This is a genomic window from Bacillus sp. GW823-FHT06A11, assembly GCF_058795355.1.
Map to the genome: position 1 here is coordinate 149,005 of NZ_JBXAHS010000003.1, position 16,579 is coordinate 165,583.

At 35.0% G+C, this 16,579-nt stretch carries 28 protein-coding genes; 22 read left to right on the forward strand and 6 right to left on the reverse strand.

The window, feature by feature from the left end; translation table 11 throughout:
- Window position 1: 1 nt before the first annotated feature.
- The gene (locus AC1Q8L_RS14815; protein WP_001012716.1) at window positions 2-967 is read right to left on the reverse strand and encodes an AAA family ATPase; all 966 of its coding nucleotides are present in this window, start codon (window positions 965-967) and stop codon (window positions 2-4) included.
- 647 nt (window positions 968-1,614) lie between these two features.
- Between AC1Q8L_RS14815 and AC1Q8L_RS14820 the strand changes: the two genes are divergently transcribed.
- The 3 genes from AC1Q8L_RS14820 (at window position 1,615) to AC1Q8L_RS14830 (ending at window position 3,296) form a co-directional block, all read left to right on the forward strand.
- Window positions 1,615-2,841 (forward strand): AimR family lysis-lysogeny pheromone receptor, encoded by a 1,227-nt coding sequence (locus AC1Q8L_RS14820; RefSeq protein WP_000350116.1) that lies wholly within the window; start codon window positions 1,615-1,617, stop codon window positions 2,839-2,841.
- The gene (locus tag AC1Q8L_RS14825; RefSeq protein ID WP_000756309.1) at window positions 2,838-2,996 is read left to right on the forward strand and encodes a hypothetical protein; all 159 of its coding nucleotides are present in this window, start codon (window positions 2,838-2,840) and stop codon (window positions 2,994-2,996) included. Before AC1Q8L_RS14820 ends, AC1Q8L_RS14825 begins: the two co-directional genes overlap by 4 nt.
- Before the next feature lie 168 nt (window positions 2,997-3,164).
- Window positions 3,165-3,296 carry a hypothetical protein gene (locus AC1Q8L_RS14830; protein WP_000196301.1) on the forward strand — a complete coding sequence of 44 codons (132 nt, stop codon included), beginning with the start codon at window positions 3,165-3,167 and terminating at the stop codon, window positions 3,294-3,296.
- 9 nt (window positions 3,297-3,305) lie between these two features.
- Here the strand turns inward: AC1Q8L_RS14830 and AC1Q8L_RS14835 are convergent, their stop codons facing one another.
- Window positions 3,306-3,662 carry a helix-turn-helix domain-containing protein gene (locus tag AC1Q8L_RS14835; protein WP_000936791.1) on the reverse strand — a complete coding sequence of 119 codons (357 nt, stop codon included), beginning with the start codon at window positions 3,660-3,662 and terminating at the stop codon, window positions 3,306-3,308.
- Window positions 3,663-3,854: 192 nt separating this feature from the next.
- On the opposite strand from AC1Q8L_RS14835, the gene AC1Q8L_RS14840 reads away from it, so the two are divergent.
- The 13 genes from AC1Q8L_RS14840 to AC1Q8L_RS14900 all read left to right on the forward strand — a co-directional run bounded on the left by AC1Q8L_RS14840 (window position 3,855) and on the right by AC1Q8L_RS14900 (window position 8,699).
- Window positions 3,855-4,049 (forward strand): helix-turn-helix domain-containing protein, encoded by a 195-nt coding sequence (locus AC1Q8L_RS14840; protein ID WP_000693791.1) that lies wholly within the window; start codon window positions 3,855-3,857, stop codon window positions 4,047-4,049.
- Window positions 4,050-4,252: 203 nt separating this feature from the next.
- Window positions 4,253-4,390 carry a hypothetical protein gene (locus AC1Q8L_RS14845; RefSeq protein WP_000360849.1) on the forward strand — a complete coding sequence of 46 codons (138 nt, stop codon included), beginning with the start codon at window positions 4,253-4,255 and terminating at the stop codon, window positions 4,388-4,390.
- 346 nt (window positions 4,391-4,736) lie between these two features.
- Window positions 4,737-4,985 carry a hypothetical protein gene (locus tag AC1Q8L_RS14850; protein WP_001288822.1) on the forward strand — a complete coding sequence of 83 codons (249 nt, stop codon included), beginning with the start codon at window positions 4,737-4,739 and terminating at the stop codon, window positions 4,983-4,985.
- Window positions 4,986-5,018: 33 nt separating this feature from the next.
- The gene (locus AC1Q8L_RS14855) at window positions 5,019-5,219 is read left to right on the forward strand and encodes a hypothetical protein (RefSeq protein WP_000230100.1); all 201 of its coding nucleotides are present in this window, start codon (window positions 5,019-5,021) and stop codon (window positions 5,217-5,219) included.
- A 1-nt stretch (window position 5,220) separates the two neighbouring features.
- The gene (locus tag AC1Q8L_RS14860; protein ID WP_001207934.1) at window positions 5,221-5,397 is read left to right on the forward strand and encodes a hypothetical protein; all 177 of its coding nucleotides are present in this window, start codon (window positions 5,221-5,223) and stop codon (window positions 5,395-5,397) included.
- Window positions 5,398-5,414: 17 nt separating this feature from the next.
- Window positions 5,415-6,047, forward strand: coding sequence for a Sak single strand annealing protein (locus AC1Q8L_RS14865; protein ID WP_000582866.1), 633 nt, complete (start codon window positions 5,415-5,417; stop codon window positions 6,045-6,047).
- A 15-nt stretch (window positions 6,048-6,062) separates the two neighbouring features.
- Window positions 6,063-6,239 carry a hypothetical protein gene (locus AC1Q8L_RS14870; RefSeq protein WP_000884759.1) on the forward strand — a complete coding sequence of 59 codons (177 nt, stop codon included), beginning with the start codon at window positions 6,063-6,065 and terminating at the stop codon, window positions 6,237-6,239.
- The gene (locus AC1Q8L_RS14875) at window positions 6,239-6,460 is read left to right on the forward strand and encodes a hypothetical protein (protein ID WP_000472843.1); all 222 of its coding nucleotides are present in this window, start codon (window positions 6,239-6,241) and stop codon (window positions 6,458-6,460) included. Before AC1Q8L_RS14870 ends, AC1Q8L_RS14875 begins: the two co-directional genes overlap by 1 nt.
- Window positions 6,461-7,216: a helix-turn-helix domain-containing protein gene (locus AC1Q8L_RS14880; protein WP_492339459.1), complete on the forward strand. Its 756-nt coding sequence runs from the start codon at window positions 6,461-6,463 to the stop codon at window positions 7,214-7,216.
- The gene (locus tag AC1Q8L_RS14885) at window positions 7,200-7,958 is read left to right on the forward strand and encodes an ATP-binding protein (RefSeq protein WP_002153817.1); all 759 of its coding nucleotides are present in this window, start codon (window positions 7,200-7,202) and stop codon (window positions 7,956-7,958) included. The genes AC1Q8L_RS14880 and AC1Q8L_RS14885 overlap by 17 nt, the downstream gene beginning before the upstream one ends.
- A gap of 15 nt (window positions 7,959-7,973) precedes the next feature.
- A complete protein-coding gene (locus AC1Q8L_RS14890; protein ID WP_000337748.1) occupies window positions 7,974-8,237 on the forward strand; it encodes a hypothetical protein in 264 nt (87 codons plus the stop codon).
- Window positions 8,194-8,439 carry a hypothetical protein gene (locus tag AC1Q8L_RS14895; RefSeq protein WP_002153818.1) on the forward strand — a complete coding sequence of 82 codons (246 nt, stop codon included), beginning with the start codon at window positions 8,194-8,196 and terminating at the stop codon, window positions 8,437-8,439. The genes AC1Q8L_RS14890 and AC1Q8L_RS14895 overlap by 44 nt, the downstream gene beginning before the upstream one ends.
- Entirely contained in the window at window positions 8,436-8,699 is a 264-nt protein-coding gene (locus AC1Q8L_RS14900; protein WP_000811982.1) for a hypothetical protein, read from the forward strand. Before AC1Q8L_RS14895 ends, AC1Q8L_RS14900 begins: the two co-directional genes overlap by 4 nt.
- A 476-nt stretch (window positions 8,700-9,175) precedes the next feature.
- On the opposite strand, the gene AC1Q8L_RS14905 is transcribed toward AC1Q8L_RS14900, so the two are convergent.
- Complete coding sequence (locus AC1Q8L_RS14905; RefSeq protein ID WP_000951033.1) at window positions 9,176-9,316, reverse strand: hypothetical protein; 141 nt, start codon at window positions 9,314-9,316, stop codon at window positions 9,176-9,178.
- A gap of 169 nt (window positions 9,317-9,485) precedes the next feature.
- Window positions 9,486-9,878, reverse strand: coding sequence for a hypothetical protein (locus AC1Q8L_RS14910; protein WP_001225773.1), 393 nt, complete (start codon window positions 9,876-9,878; stop codon window positions 9,486-9,488).
- Between the two features lie 149 nt (window positions 9,879-10,027).
- On the opposite strand from AC1Q8L_RS14910, the gene AC1Q8L_RS14915 reads away from it, so the two are divergent.
- Both AC1Q8L_RS14915 and AC1Q8L_RS14920 read left to right on the forward strand, forming a co-directional pair.
- Window positions 10,028-10,657, forward strand: a complete 630-nt coding sequence (locus AC1Q8L_RS14915) for a Holliday junction resolvase RecU (protein ID WP_000522790.1) — start codon at window positions 10,028-10,030, stop codon at window positions 10,655-10,657.
- Between the two features lie 138 nt (window positions 10,658-10,795).
- Entirely contained in the window at window positions 10,796-11,182 is a 387-nt protein-coding gene (locus AC1Q8L_RS14920; RefSeq protein ID WP_000441089.1) for an ArpU family phage packaging/lysis transcriptional regulator, read from the forward strand.
- A gap of 59 nt (window positions 11,183-11,241) precedes the next feature.
- Here AC1Q8L_RS14920 and AC1Q8L_RS14925 read toward each other — a convergent pair whose 3' ends face one another.
- On the reverse strand, window positions 11,242-11,580 hold the full coding sequence (locus AC1Q8L_RS14925; protein WP_000218071.1) for a hypothetical protein: 339 nt from the start codon (window positions 11,578-11,580) through the stop codon (window positions 11,242-11,244).
- Between the two features lie 1,016 nt (window positions 11,581-12,596).
- Here AC1Q8L_RS14925 and AC1Q8L_RS14930 point away from each other — a divergent pair.
- Window positions 12,597-13,085, forward strand: a complete 489-nt coding sequence (locus tag AC1Q8L_RS14930) for a hypothetical protein (protein ID WP_000646890.1) — start codon at window positions 12,597-12,599, stop codon at window positions 13,083-13,085.
- Window positions 13,086-13,219: 134 nt separating this feature from the next.
- Here AC1Q8L_RS14930 and AC1Q8L_RS14935 read toward each other — a convergent pair whose 3' ends face one another.
- Complete coding sequence (locus AC1Q8L_RS14935; protein ID WP_492339460.1) at window positions 13,220-13,426, reverse strand: hypothetical protein; 207 nt, start codon at window positions 13,424-13,426, stop codon at window positions 13,220-13,222.
- Window positions 13,427-14,025: 599 nt separating this feature from the next.
- On the opposite strand from AC1Q8L_RS14935, the gene AC1Q8L_RS14940 reads away from it, so the two are divergent.
- The 3 genes from AC1Q8L_RS14940 to AC1Q8L_RS14950 all read left to right on the forward strand — a co-directional run bounded on the left by AC1Q8L_RS14940 (window position 14,026) and on the right by AC1Q8L_RS14950 (window position 16,568).
- Window positions 14,026-14,283 (forward strand): hypothetical protein, encoded by a 258-nt coding sequence (locus tag AC1Q8L_RS14940; RefSeq protein ID WP_074595344.1) that lies wholly within the window; start codon window positions 14,026-14,028, stop codon window positions 14,281-14,283.
- Between the two features lie 70 nt (window positions 14,284-14,353).
- The gene (locus AC1Q8L_RS14945) at window positions 14,354-15,286 is read left to right on the forward strand and encodes a terminase small subunit (protein WP_025118179.1); all 933 of its coding nucleotides are present in this window, start codon (window positions 14,354-14,356) and stop codon (window positions 15,284-15,286) included.
- The gene (locus AC1Q8L_RS14950; RefSeq protein WP_492339461.1) at window positions 15,270-16,568 is read left to right on the forward strand and encodes a PBSX family phage terminase large subunit; all 1,299 of its coding nucleotides are present in this window, start codon (window positions 15,270-15,272) and stop codon (window positions 16,566-16,568) included. The genes AC1Q8L_RS14945 and AC1Q8L_RS14950 overlap by 17 nt, the downstream gene beginning before the upstream one ends.
- The last annotated feature ends 11 nt before the right edge of the window (window positions 16,569-16,579 follow it).

Below are 16,579 nucleotides of genomic sequence, written 5' to 3' on the forward strand. Positions count from 1 at the left end.
ATTATTCACCTCGAGTGTTATTTACTGCTTCAAGTAATAGTTCATGAGTTACTACATCTTTTCCTTCTAAAACGGAAGTTTTTGCTGCTTCTCGACTAGCTTTGATAACTTGAGCTGCCGAAAAGCCTTTAGTAGCTTTCAAAATAACATTCCAATCAATGTAAGATACCTCTAGATTAGCTAAAGTCATCGTTATTAATTTTTTAATCTCATTTGTACCTGGCTTAGGAATTTCAATTACATCATCGAATCTTCGCCATACTGCAGGATCTAACTGCTGATCCAAGTTAGTGGCTGCAACTAATAATCCTTTCGCATCATACTCATCTAATAATTGTAAAAAACTATTTACAATTCTTTTTATTTCTCCTACTTCATTAGTAGAGGTGCGTGAAATAGCAAAAGAATCAAATTCATCAATAAATAACAGACAAGGTGATTTTTCAGCTATTTCAAACATAGTTCTTAAGTTTGCAGAGGTTTCTCCCAAATATGCAGATAATACAGCATCAAAACGAACCTTTACAAAAGGAAGCCCCGTATTACGCGCCAATCTTTGAGCCCCTAAAGTTTTGCCACAACCTGGTGGACCATATAATAAAATTTTCTTTTTTGGTTGTAATCCATACAAAGCTAGTCTTTCTCTAGCAGCATACTCTCTTTCTATCCTATATAATCTTTGTTCAACATGGACAGGTAACACCATTTCATATTCCAATTGATCTGTTTCAATATAAGTCGCTAAGGGAATATCGTACCTTCTACTCTTAGGTAAGGAACTTAGATTTTTTTCGTCATAAGATGTAGGCATCTTATTATCTTTAATAATCTCACTTAATTCTTTTGATAACCGTTGATGCCCCCTTTTCTCCTCATAATCAATAACTAATTGTGCCATTTTAATTATATCTTCTTGGTTACCAATTGAAATGGTCCGAAATAATCTTTTTAATAAATCACCATTCATTGGATTCCCTCCTTTCTACGATATATTAAATAAAGTCTTTTCTATCTTAAATTTTCGACATTTAAATAATTTCTTAATCAAACACAGTGTATTATTTAAACTTTTTCCTAAGAAAATTATATATCAAAAAGCCCACAAATGCAGATAAAAAGAACACATATTCTAGAAACTTTTGTAAGTGTTTTAAATTTTTTCTCCTTAAAACCGAAAACTTTATCCTTTTACTTTATAAAAACCTCTACATTACTGAACGAAAGTTTAGTTTCTGTGGTGAAATATGTATGTGAAGTCTCCATATGTCTATTTCAATTGATAACCGTTGATATAAAGCTATTCGTAAACTTTCTCAACATTTTTCTGATAACCACACGACTGAATTTTGGCAAAAATATGATATTATGAAAATAATAAAATAAACGGAACGAAAAAAAGACTCACAGCGTGTGTAAGTAGTGTTCGCACCACTCTTACACCGTTCGCCCGACTCACCAGGGGAACATCTGCCATAAGTCTCTTTTCGGTTACTTCATGAGTAACAATTACATTATAACATGCCGATATTACTAAAGCATTACTGTGGTATGAACTTCCTGTTTATAATTTGAGGAAAATAGCGAAGCGTCTTTGTTCCAAAAGGAGCAAATTTGATGGATCATACACTTATACAAAAAAAAGAAGAGTTCAAAAGAAAAGCATTAATGAAATTCTTAAGTAGCATTATCGATGAAATTGATTTTCAAAGAAGGAATCAAGAAGATATCTCAAAAGAATTAGGGATTTCTGGAGGGGCGCTCTCCAAAAACTTATCAGGAAAGACCCAATTTAATTTTTGGAATATGATTAAGTTGCTTAATATCTTGTATGATGACGATGTTTTAAGAAAAAAAGAAATGCTACATAAGTTTTGCTCGGTTACAAAGAGTAAACAAAATATGCGAATCGCAATGGAATATGCAAACGCAATAGGTGACTTAGAATTATTGAAGTTAATTGTAGATATAGAAAAAACGTCCTCGTTGGCGATGAATAGAGAATGGGCTTATGTATATGAATTGGTATGGATGCGAAGTAAGGGTGCCGTTAGTGGTAAAGGGTTATTAGAAAAATTGGAAGATCGTAAGAGAAGTAGGGTAATTAAGACACAAGAAATGAAGGTGTTATACGGAATACTAACTTTCTATACGATGTACGATTTAGAAAAATTTAATTCATTGTTTGAATATGCTGAGGTATTACAGCCTAAAGTCGAAAAAATCCCTAATGATTTTATTAGAACGGCATATTCAGGAAGAATTAAAGAAGGCTTATCTTACGCTTATTTGATGCAAGATAACGTTGAAAAATCCAGAGAGTTGTGTCATGAAATAATGAATTTGAAAGACGATAAAAATTGTTTTTCTCTTTTAAGGGCATCAGCTTTAGTGTATCTGGCGGAGTCTTACACTTTCGAAAGTTATGAAAGAGCCTCTTGGTACATCAATAAATCGTTAGAAATGTTAGACGTATGCCATTATGAAAGAGTAATAAAAAGAAAAGAAAGCATTATAAATACTTTTGCTTTTATTAAACTTGTCTGTAATAAAGGGCTAGAGGGAATTAAAATATATAACGCGTGTGAAGAAGCCTTTTATCAAGTACAAATTGGTCATTCTGACGTGGCAGTCAAACTTTTAAAGGAAGCTGAAAGAAAAGACGGGAAGTTAAGTCCCATGAAAAAGTGCATATTGGGTTATGCATTGAAAGACATTGATTTAATAAAAGAGTCAATAGTGGACTTCGAGTGTGCAGGTAACAGATTTTATAGTAAATTCCCTAGAAAAATATTGGGAGAATTTAATAAAAATGGTATAATATATATGGGTGATGCTAAATGAAAAAAGTGTTAGCTATAGTAGCAACAGTTGCCTTAGTCGGAGTACTATACATAACTCCTGCTAAAGAGCAGAAAGAACAGTCAGCGCAAACAGTAAAGGTTGTTCAGGAAAATACGTATAGAATGATGGTTGATCCTGGAGGCGGAATGGGCTAATATCCTGTTTCCCAAGGTTACGATATAAATATTATGAATGCGATTGTCTCAATAGAGGCAATCGCATTCGCTGTTTCTAGAGATATTTCCTAAATATCGGATTTAATATTCAAGAAAACATTGTGAAATATTCACAAATCACTATAAAGCTATTGGAGGATGTCGAGGATGACAAGAGATGAGGTTTTAAAGGAATTTTTATTGCAAGCTGCTGAATTATCTAATAACGATGAGCAAACAATTGATTCATATATTGAAATGCTGTTTAATATAGAACAAAAAAATAGCCACGCCTCGTAATGGGGTTGGCTATTTTTCCGGCTGGTTATTTAGTTTTTCGAACTCTGCCATTAAATTCTCCGCTTGTTTTATAATCATTTCACGTTGGGATTCAGGGAGGTTAGCTAATCGTTCCTTCATCGCCCTGAATTTTACGTCTAACATTTCGTTTAGTTTTTCTTCTGCACTTCGCCCTAACAAGAAATCTGTAGTTACATTAAATACTTCTGCGATTTTTGCAGTTACTTCTCTTGAAGGTTGCTTCTTTCCAGATTCGACTTTCGAAATGAAAGATTCACTAACATATACTTTTTCTCCTAATTCTTTCTGAGACCATTTTCTCTCTTTCCTTAGTTCTTTTATCCTAATGGATAGTATAGGTAACATTAGTTTATTCCCCTTTAATAACTGTTTTATATGAAATTTTAATGGTTTTGTTTTACATTGACTATAGTATATATTCTACATAAGACTTGACCTCTAGTCCATTTCTTGTTTTGAAAAATAAATTTTTAAATAAATACTTGACCTTAGGTCAAGTTGTGTGTACAATGAAAATGTAATCGAGAGGTGAAGCCGATGAAAATAAAAGGGAGTTACATAAAAGAACTTCGTACGAGTAAAAAACTTACACAAAAACAACTCGCTGAACTATCACAAATCAGTGAGAGTATGGTTTCGAAGATAGAATTAGGTGTTAAATCAACTAAGATTGAAACATTAAAAAAAATAGCTAATGCTTTATCAACAACAATGGATGACTTAGTAGGGTGAGGTCATTTTTAAAACAACACAAACTTGACCTTAGGTCATATAAATTAAGGTTAACTTGACCGTTAAATAATAAAGGAGGCGGTTTAAATGATAGAAGAAAGCATATTCTCACATTTAATGATTCTGGTGGCAGTTATCGGACTTGTAGGATTCATTCAACTTATGGATCGAATAGACAAAAGGTTTATGAAGGATGAACAGTAATGGATAAACAACAGCGTGATGAATACGAAAGAAAGAAAATCTTGTGGATCATAAAGGATTTAAGAACTAGAGGGATACATAACAGCGCAGATAAAGTTGAGGAAACATACAAGAGGTATATCACTCTAGATAAATGATAAAAGCCCTGCAAGGGGATGCAGGGCAAGACTAAGGGTATTGAAGAATTGTCGATTCTAAAAGTAAAGGACTTCTTGGAATGTTATAAGTTTAACACGAAATTTAATAAAACATTATATAAAGATGTTACAGAAATATGAATGTGAAAACGATGATGAAAATTATGAAAAAAGTTGATAATCCAAAGAATCCATAAGGGCTTATGTTTGTAATAGCGTCTTTATAGAGTTAATAGGACAAGTCCTTGCTTGTCGTAATATTCAGTAATTTGATAGAGTACCCCATCTAATAGACAGTTTCCTGGGTATTACGATGCGTGAAATCCTTAGAAAGGGGAAGAAGGAAATGAGTGAGTTTAGCAATAGACGCGATATAAAGAAAACGCGTAAAGATCATAAGTGTCTTGGATGTTCAAAAATAATTCCTATTGGATCTGTAGCAGTTAAAAATTCAGGAATGTTCGAAGGTGAATTTTATTCTTACTACTTACACCATGAATGTGAGGATTTTATCAACAAAAACAGTGAGTATTTCGATGAAGGGCTTTGGGATGGATGTGTTAATGAGATTAGAAGTGAATTCAATACAAAATAAAAAAACGCCTTCCCCCTAAGGAGGAATGTAGAAATGGTTGAAAATTCAATGTTAATCGGAAATCATCATGATTTATCAGCAAGAGACTTCATTGAGTACTGCTGCGGTTGTGAAGGTGAGATCTACTACGGTGAAAGTTACTTAGATTTCGATGGTACTTACCTACACGCAGAAACAGAGTGCATTACTCAATATGTGAAGTCTCATTCTACAGAGAAAGTAGCAGGTGAATAAGATGGCCCTACAAAACAAAATTGAAGCTGAAATTCAAATTATGAAGAATTTAGTTGAACGATATAAGCAAAGTAATGAACCTAACGCTGCATCAATGGTTGTAGCCTATGAATACGGATTACAGGCACTTACGGAAGTATATGAATTTAGTAAACAAACAGAAGTATCACCATTTTAAAGGAGAGGGAGATTCATATGATAATTGAAAACTACTTTTCTAAATTAGCTCAAATAGATTGCACGGAACATGTTGAAAAGAAAGGGCGCTTTAACTACTTATCATGGGCATGGGCAGTTAAAAAACTTCGTGAGGTTGATCCAACAGCAACATGGGAAGTAAAACGATTTAATGGGGCACCTTACCTCAAAACAGATTGTGGTTACTTTGTAGAGGTTGAAGTAACTGTACAAGGAATACCACTAAGTCAGATTCACCCAATACTTAACAATCAGAATAAGCCAATTGCAGAGCCTAACAGCTTTGACATTAACACAAGTATCCAACGGTGCTTAGTAAAAGCAATTGCACTTCACGGATTAGGATTATACATCTATGCAGGTGAAGATTTACCAGAAATCCAAGAGGAAATGATTACTGCTCAACAAGTCGGTGCAATCAAATTAAACATAAAAAAATTAGCTACTCTTCGAAAAGTGGATGAAAACACGATTAAAGGACATTTAAGTATTAAAGAAGTTGGCGAATTGACATTAAAACAAGCCGAAGAAGTACTTAAGAAATCAACAAAGTGGGTTAAACAGGCTGAAAAAGTAACTTCTGAAATCGAAGAACAAGAACAAGCAGAAAAAATAGAACAAACAAACTAAGGAGATGCTAAGCCTATGTTAGACAAAAATCAATCTAAAGTCGTCCTTCCGAAGTGGGTGTGGAAGGGCGCACGAAACGAAAAAGAAGCGAGAGTAAAGGCGATTGAGTACATTACTCCCGATCGCTATCCAGGATACAAAGTAATTAAGGTTCAAGGCGACATAGCGGTATGCGAAAGGGCGAATGCGTGATGTTTAAGATACCTGTAAGGCGCGGATCGATGAAAGAGATGTTAATAGCAGTTCGTGATTTAGAAAAACGAGGTTACGACTATGTAACGCCAATCAAGCGAATATATAGAGCAGAAAGAACTTTTTATCATGAAGGTAAATTTAGAGGTAAAGATAAGGTTCGGTTTACAGGAATGGAAGATTTAGTGAGTTATGAATGTTGGATGAAGAAGGTGAACTAAATGACATTAATAGATAGAAGAAGACGTGGATTTTTCATGATAGATAACGAGATTGTAGACGATGCAAGGCTTTCTCATAAAGAAATGGCAGTGTACATGGTTCTTTGCAGGTATCTAAATCAAGAAACGGGTAGTTGCTTCCCTTCTTTATCAACAATCGGAAAGAAAGTAGGAATGTCCAAAAATACAATTATTAAATCTCTAAATTTACTTATCGAATGTGGATATGTCTTCAAAGAAAAGAGAAATGGCGAAGATGGTGGACATGCTTCAAACGTTTATTACCTCAATGATATTAGTACCCTTGTTCAATCAGTGAACAAGGTGGTTCAGGAAATGAACAAGGGTGGTTTAGGAGATGAACAGGCCCTTGTTCACCAGGTGAACCCTAACAATACTAATCTTAACAATACTAATTTAACAATAAGTAGTAGTAAGAACCCCTTCTCATTCTATGAAAGTAACATTGGAGTTTTAAATCCATTCATGGTAGATGGCATAGATCAGTGGATTAAAGATACAAACGAAGAACTTGTACAAGCAGCTATGGAACGCGCATTAAAGCAACAGAAGAAATGGAATTACGCTGAAGGCATCTTAAAACAGTGGGCTAACAAAAACATTAAGACTTTAAATGATGTTGAAGCTTTAGAAGCTGAATACCAACGAAATAAAGGAGCGAAGAACAATGCAGAGAGCAGCGGCAGCAATACCAACCGATATAGCCAAAAAGGTGAATATGACTATGGATTCTGATGTGTGTGATACGCACGGTATGAATAAGATGAAGTTCGTTGGACAAGTTGTTTGCCCTCGCTGCTTCCTTGAAAACGAAAGTAAGAAGCTTCAGCAACAAGAACAAGCAAAGTACGATGCAGGTAAAGCGAATGAGAAGAAGTTCATGTTCCATCAGCAAAGCATGATTGCCGATAGCAACATTAAGAAAGCTAACTTTGAAAACTACCAACCTACTAGCGAGGAAGGAGCGAAGAACCTTGAACTTGCAAAGGTCATTGCAACTGATTATCTCAAAGGGAAAGTGTTTAACACGATTATGGCCGGGAATTGCGGAGCAGGGAAAACACATCTTGCTTACGCTATAGCGGATCAGCTTGCAGTAGCAGGGAAGTCAGTTGTCTTTGTCACAGTTGGCGAATTGCTACGGAAGATTAAAAGTACATTCAGTAAAGATTCTACATTAACTGAAGATGAAATTATAAGAGGTTTAGTAAGAGCGGAAGTATTAATAGTCGATGATTTAGGAGCTGAGTTAGGTGCGTTAGATGCCAATACGAAAGCAACAAACTTCATTAATAGGGTGCTATTCGATGTTTTCGATGGTAGGCAAGGTAAATCTACTATCTTCACAACAAACCTTACAGGAAAGCGTTTAGATGAGGCATATGATGAACGAATTGTATCGCGGATTCTCAATAATTTCAGAACGATTACTTTCAAAGAAACAAAGGATTACAGAAGAAAGGCATTGCCATTTTAAAAGGGGGAATAAACGATGTGTGTATGTGAAGGAACGGGAGTAATTAGCAACGATATGGGGAATGGCTGCTATCAATTTGCACCGTGTATTTGCGAAGCAGGGAATCGCAGTCCTGAAGAAGTGGATAGAAGACGTCATGCCGTTATGGCGGAGTTAAAAGAAATTCATCTATTACAAATGGAGGGGAAATGGGATGCCACGACTTGGAACGGATTTGGAAAAGGAGAATTACACAATGGCGTTGCAGCGGGGAAAGTACATGAAGAAGTCGCGTCGTAACTTATATATCGCTTTAGAAGAGTTGGATTTAGTGTTTGATGAAAGCGAAGTGATTCGATTAAGAGAAATGTGGGATGAGGATAAAGATATTCTTGAAATAGCAAAAGAGCTAGGAAGACATCAACTAGAAATCGCCGCATTAATTATGGATCAGGCAGATAAGAACAAAATCAAATCGCGTCCAATGGGGTTAGGGGCATGAAACAACTAACACTGGAGGATGTAGTCGGAAGTTTTGATTATACCGCAACAAGTACCGTGGACAAATTCTTGAATCGTAATAGCGTTATGACGTACTCAGTAGAGTTTTACGACAAAGACGAGAAGTGGAAGCTCCGTTGGTTTGAGGCGAAGTCCGAGAGCGAAGCTATAGGAATGGCTAAAAAGAAATACGGAAAGATACAGATTATCACCACGTATATTTCCGATAGAACCTTAGAAGAGATAATGGATTTGGATTAGGAGACATAGCGTTATGACGTATTTAAAGGGTAGAAATTCACTTGATTGAACGAGGCAACTGAAGGCGTCATAGCGTTAGTAGAAACGTTGGGACTATTGGAATCAGAAAGAAATATGGGCTTCGGATTTACTGGCTATGGGCACTAAATAAAAAAATGGTCCTTACTATTACGTAAGAACCCCATAATCGAAGAAAAAAAGTCGTATGTGAAACCAAGTGGGAATCACAATAATATTTTAACATCTAAATATATAGTTATCTATACAACAAAGTGAACAAAATAGTTATTTTATGATGGATAAATAAAAGAATCCGTTTGTTATAAACGGATTCTTCCCACAAGGTTTGCAAGAAATTCAAGGTAACTAGACCGGAGCACTTATTGAAATTCTTGTGATAATACTGTATGCAAAGGAATCAATAAGGTTAATGAATTTTAAACAAAATCCTTATTGGAAAGAAAATGAGATAGGATTCACAACCCCATCTCTTCTAACAGAGCCGAATGCAATTTTGCTTCTTCACAATTTGGATTAGTACAGTAATGAATAAATGAATGTTCATCGTGTTGTATGAGAGGTTGATCACAAGATACACATGTATATGGTGAGAGCATTTAAAATACCTCCTTACAAATTATGGGTTAATTTTAACACAGTTTTATTTGATTGAGGAGTAAATCTAAAACGCTATTTGAGTAGAAAAGAGGAATGCTTATAAAAAAAACTTAGTATATATTTTTTGAAAATACATACTAAGTTTTTAGATGGTAAGTGATAATTAGTTTATTTTGAAGTCATAATTCTGTATGTATCGATATAAGAATTATTCGTATATGAAACAGCTAAATTTCTACCATCTAGAAGTGTGTCGCTATGTTTGTCATTATATAGTCGTCTGTTTAGACAGTAAATATAATATTTTTGATTCTGGTGTGTAGAGGCTTCATGTTCTTCGATTTTTTGAATGTCATTGTATGTGAATGTATATTGTTCTTTTGTTTCTAGGTTTTCTAAATTCAGTTCCAATAGATAACCTGAAACAGTTTCTTTTAAGTTATAAGAAACTAACTTATGATTTACAGTTTCTTCTTTACCAGGGATATTTGGAATTAAACTCAATTGCAATGTCTTGCAGGTACTCAATGATGATTCGAAAAAGCTATCAATTTTTCTCATAGTATTCACTCCTAATGTTAGAATATGTTAATTATAACACCAATAGTTTTATTTATTAATATATCAATATACAAATGCATAAATGCATAAAATTTAAGTTGTATATATTTTATTAAAATAATCCTTTTAATAGAAAGTGAGGAATAACAATGGGACTAGGAAACCGTGGAATGGCATTTGAAATGCTTATCAATTTAGCGAATGAAATGTATCAAAGAGGGGGAGTGGCACTTATTAACAAGCGTCCGACTCCTGTGAAGGTGTTAAAGAGCAAAGGTAGCCGTGTACTAAATGGATTCTATGAAGCAAAGAGCACAGTAGACTATGACGGTGTATATAAGGGACGAGCTGTAGCATTTGAAGCGAAGTCTACAGAGAAAGATACACGTTTTGATTTAAAGAACATTGCACAGCATCAATTGGATTACCTGGAGAAAGCGGAGAAGATGGGAGCAGTATGTTTCTTCCTTATAGAATTCAGTAAGGATAAGTCAGTATTCGCAGTGCCACTATCAGTCATTCAATATTATGTAAGGATGTCTCATCAACCAAAAGGCAAGAAGTCTATACCAAGAGCAGACTTTGATATTTATGGGTACTTAGTAGAACAAACAGAACGAGCGCCGGTGGATTATTTACAATATGTTGATGAAGCAGTAGCACCAGCTATATTTGATGGAATGATTCAGTTTGATCAGGACTATCAAAAGGTAGCGAATAATATTGAAGCAGCAAAAGAGAAGATGGCCAACAAGAAACGTAAATTATTAAGGGTTTAATGGATAACGGAACCTTGCAAGGTGGATGGTGGGGACTATTCGCTATGCATGTTTCCCTTATTCAACAAAGAGATAGTAAAATTTCACGTACCTGATGTGAATGTAAAAAGACAAATTCAGAAATAGGGGGATTCCTTCATGGAGAGACAATTAACATTATTACCGACTATTGATAGAGAGACAGAAAAACAGGTTCAGAAAGAAGTAGTGAAAATACTAAAGGAATACCGCGCATTGAAAACGCGTTTTGAGAATGAAGTGGAGTTAAAACACGAAGGAATCAGTTTGTTCCCGGAGATTAGAGACACGAGATATATTAGCAATATCAAGTTCAAGCAGATCGATAAGGCTTTAGAGTACGTTTTAGACTATGACGAGGCAGAAATCATCAAGAAGAAATACTTAAATGCAGATAAGCCGAAAGACAGCTTTATTTACACTGAATTATCGATGAAGAAAGATCACTTCTATTATAAGAAGAAAAATGCGATTCGATTGATCGCGACATCTTTAGGGATGATTTAATAATACAAAAAAGCCAAATTGACAGTTTTTAATTAACTATCCATTTGGCTTTTTATGTTTTATTTTTTAGGCATCCATGTATGTCCGCAATTCATGCAACCATTAATAATATTTTTTCTACCAACAAATCCACTGAATAAAATTATCGGTGGTCCTAGAAGTACAATAAGAAGACCAACAATTGCAGAAAGTCCAACAACTCCATCCATAGAATTTTCAGGAACTATAACATATAAAAAATTAGAAACTATTCCAATAGTTATAAGTGTACCTAACAGAAGAAACAGAATAAAAAACGCCCTTTTGAAATTATAACCACGCTTATTACCGACTATTTGATCTGATTTGCATTTCCTACAAACCACGCGCTTTGTTACTTTTTCTTGTTGTACCGTCATGTCTAACCATCCTTGCTTTTATAAAATTATAATAGTTTAATTATATGATATTATTACCTGAACTGGATACATATATTATCAAAAAAAGAAAAAATATAATAAATTGGAATGTTTATGTTTTTAAAAACTTCGACAAAATACCGACAAAAATGGGGACTAAATAGGGGGAATTTTGATAATGAAATAAACGGTATTCTTAATGTACAAGCCCTTTGACAACCGCATATCGAAGAGGATTAGTACACCTATAAGTGGAAACGTTCTTATGCGAGAATGTCACGGTAACGTATACCGCATAGTAGGGCGGGAAAGGCGGTAAGAACCCGTGTTATGACGAAAAGACCAATTAAAACAAATGAAGACATATTCCAGTGTGACGGGTGTGAGATAACTCGCATTCGTCATGCTGTTTCTATTGTATTTATTAATCAGCTCGGAATGCGTCCTCTGGGTTGATAATAAATATAAGTCTATTTCCCTCTAATATGTCGGTTCTTGAAAATGGAATGGGGGTGGTTGCTCATGATTGAGTGACACTTGCATTCTAAAAAGCTAAAAAGTATACGTATCTCGTACATTAGTAATTACCCATGATTCTTATTAATGACCAAAACGAGGGCAAAGAGTTCCACTCTTTGTTTGAGCCAATACAGCGGAAACATTCCCCTTCCGTCCCTCTAGTGTATTGGTTCAAACAAGGCGTCGGAAGAACCATATACGTCTTGGATATAATAATTCTGGCTATATAAAAAATTGGTCAGCTAAGGACCTGCGACAGCTGATGTATTGACCAGCTCCACGGAGCATAAATAAGAGAGTCCCTAGCTCTCTTTGAACCGATGACAGCTCTTAAGCATGGAGCAACTACTGAACGTCGTCGGTTGAAAGAGGTTATGAAAGCTCTTGCTCTTCTCCCATCCCCTTTAATATTTTTATAAGCCGTGAAAGAGCCGTTATGTAATTGTAGCGGTTCTTTTGTATAATTAATTTATTACGGTTATAAGGGAGAGAGTGGGATGAAAGCACCGATACCTATGTCAGCTACAAGGTTTAAAAAAACTATCGGGGAATATATAAGGATTACTTTCAAGGGGACAAAAGAAGAGTTTGGTCTCCATGGATTTCTAGAAAGTAAGAATGAAAAATGCAGAAATCGATATAAGGTTTGCGTATTTCAAACCATTAATCGTGTAGCTCATGAAGTTTTAGTTAAAGAAGGATTAATTAGAGAAGATGATATATTGGTTCCTATAGCTACTGTTGAAGATATTGATTATGAGTGGGAAATACAAAGTACCGATTTAATGAAGAAGTTTTTTAAAACAGATAGTATCAGAAGTAGTGATCGAGCTGAACTTTTTACTTATACAGAACCATTTAATGCCACTTTTACTTATATGGGCAATATATCAATGGCGGATAGCGTAGAGGAGACATCCTTTTTAAATAATGAAATTTTGAAATTCGCTAAAGAAGTTGTAAAAACATATGAAAATAAAATATAAGTGCAATTAAGCATCCATAACGGGCGCTTTTTTCTTTGTTATATAGAAATTACACATTAAACGTATTTAAATACTGTTTTAGTTATAACATTAATTCATCAATGGTACAGATAACGGATGTTTTTCTATTTAGATTAGATGTTAAATGTACCGTGAAAATCTTGGAAATACAATGTCGGGAAAGGATAATGATATTGGTATATTACGGGAGAAGACGGAATTGTAGGAGTAAAGGGATTGTGCCCAGGGTGCATACCATACTGACCATATGAAGGATATTGGGGTAAATGTTGCCAAGACGAAGCTGGAGCTACAACAATCCTCATCGGTAAAGGATTCATAATATAATCACTCCTAAAGTAGTATTTATGTAATAGGGTATGCGCTCACTGAATATAGATGTGCAAAATCTAGGGCTATAAACATAATAATTAACGAACAGAAAATATGTTTACTAATCTTATGATGTGTCAATTATGGGTGTTTTATTTTACCATGTAGATAGAGCAAACATGTGTATAGCAATTATTTTAGGCGTTGCCGTAATCTGGGTGGCGCCTTGTTTGTTGCTAAGGAAAGATAAGGATTAACAAAATAAACGAACACAACGAACGAAAATAGAGAAAGTTAAGTTTTTGCAGTTTATAGTTATGCACACATATATATATGTTTTGTATGTGTAAATTATAAATAGATATAAGTATATGTCATTCTGTAAGAAGACTATATTCTTACCTACTTACCTATACTTACATTTTTACTAATTTATTATGAAATGAACATTGATTTAAAGTGTATTAATGGGAGTATCGAACCCGCTGCTTTTTTATTTTATAAAGAATTCACTTTAAACACTTTTCATAGTTAAGAATACTTATGTAAATATGGTAACAGATTTGATTCTTGGAATGAGGGGATCGATGTGGATATAACGCAAAGTATGGCAAGAATAGTTGTTAATGGGATAAATCTTCCGTTTACTTCAGTTAGGACAACTGCATGGATTAATGGACCTGCAAATGATTTAATTGTTACGACTAGGCAAAGAGTGAATGAGCTTTATCGTGTTATGTGGTCGCGGGTGCCAGTCATGCTAACAATGTATTTCATTCAGGGGGCGGACATGGTGAGATTTGCTAGGGTTGCAGGAGTTGATGAAAGTATAACCGGAGAATATATATATCATTTTATTTGGTGATAAGAAGAACTTTAAGTAGCCTAACAGCTGCTTTTTTATTTTAAAAAGGGATTACCGCGAGGTGGTGAATATGGCTAGGCAACGAAGCCCAGATCGTGACAAAGCATTTGAAATATATAAAACAAGTAAAGGTGAGAAACCACTAATTGATATTGCAGCAGAGTTAAACCTTAAACCTTCGCAAATCAGAAAGTGGAAATCACAAGATAAATGGGATGAACAAATGAATGGTAACGTTACTATTGCGAAAAGGAGCGTTACTAATATTAAAAACCCCAAAACAAAAGAAAAACTAAAAGAGATTTTAGAAGATGAAGAGCTGACCGAAAAGGAACGGCTCTTTTGTTTGTATTACGTGAAATACTTCAACGGTACCCAAGCAGCACTTAAAGCAGGATACTCCAAAGACGGTGCTCACGTACAGGCTAGTCGATTGCTAAGACGTGAACGAGTTTCTTCCTATATAAAGGAGCTTAAAGGTGAGTTAGTTGAAAATGTATTTGTAGAAGCGCTGGATGTGCTGAAAGAGTACATTAAGATTGCTTTTGCTGATATTACTAACTATGTGACTTTTGGACAAAGGGAAGTTGAACTTGAACCAGAAGAAAGAACATCAGTTGATGAAGAAGGAAATGAAGTGACAGAGTTTATTACTTCAACGCGTATGATGAACTTTATTGATTTAGCTGAGTCTGATATGGTTGATGGTTCAATAATAGCTGAGGTAAAGCAGGGGCGTGATGGTGTTTCCATTAAGCTTGCTGACAAAATGAAAGCTCTAGACAAATTAGCGCAGTACTTCGACTTAGTTCCTGACAACTTCAAAAAGCAAATTGAACAAGAGCGCCACAAAATGCAGATGGAAGTGCAAAAGGTACATGTTGAGAAGATGAGAGCTGAAATAAAAGAACTGACTGATGATAATAGTAATGGTGGTAAAGTCATTATTGTAAACGATAAGGAAGCCATGAGAAAGGCGATGGAAAATGACCAAAACAGTTAATATCGTGGACTTGATGAATACCAATTTCTATTCGTTATGGCTTGCTGAACAGTCTCATATCGTTGCAAAAGGCGGGCGTTCTTCTATGAAGTCGTCAGTTATCTCAATGAAACTTATAACGGACTTTCTTGAAGATGAGCAAGGTAATGTAGTTTGCTTAAGAAAAGTCGGTAAATACCTTTCTACTTCTATATACGAGCAAATCAAATGGGCTATTTATATGCTTGGTGTAGAAAGTGAGTTTTACTTTGGGAAATCCCCTTTAATTATCAGGCATAAGAAAACTAATACTGCTTTTTACTTTTACGGTTGCGACGATCCGCTAAAACTTAAGTCAGCAAAGATTGCAAAAGGATACGTTATGGCGCTATGGTTCGAAGAAGCAGCTGAATTCGCAGGTGTAGAGGATATTGATATTGTTGAGGATACATTTATTCGTCAAGAAATCGAAGGCAAGGAAGTAAAAGTGTACTTCTCATATAATCCGCCACGGAATCCCTACAGTTGGATTAATGAGTGGTTAGATAACAAAGCAGGAGATGAGGACTATTTTATTCATCACTCAACATACATGGATGATAAAAAAGGTTTCTTATCTCAGCAGATGATTAGGAAAATTGAGAAGTATAAGATACATGACTTGGATTATTGGCGTTGGATGTATGGCGGAGAAGTCATCGGATTAGGTGATATGGTCTACAACATGAATAACTTCAAGAAGATAAATCAGTTGCCTGAAGATGACGATTTAATTCTCATCGATATCGCAATAGATACGGGACACCAGGTATCTGCTACTACTTACCTAGCATTCGGATTAACGAAGAAAGGTAACGTCATACTGCTCGATACGTATTACTATTCACTAGAAAACAAGGTTGTCAAGCGTGCTCCTAGTGAGTTCTCGACAGACCTGAATAAATTCGTTACTGGTGTTACAAAAGAGTTTAATAGATTTATCGATAAGCAGACAATCGATTCTGCTGAAGGTGGATTACGTAACCAATACTTTAAAGATTATGGTATTAGATTGCATCCAGTAGCAAAAAAGAGAAAAGTTGAAATGATTGAAAACGTCTATGACTTATTGTCGCAAGGGCGTTTTTTTATTTTGGATACTGAGAACAACAAGATATTTTATGAAGAACACAAGAAATATCAATGGGAAGCGAAGACACTAAAAACTCCGAATCCTGAAGTTATAAAGGTAGACGATCACACAGCGGATGCATTTCAGTACTATGTGAATGATAATCTACAGAAATTAAACCTCAAATATTAGTAAGGGGGTGA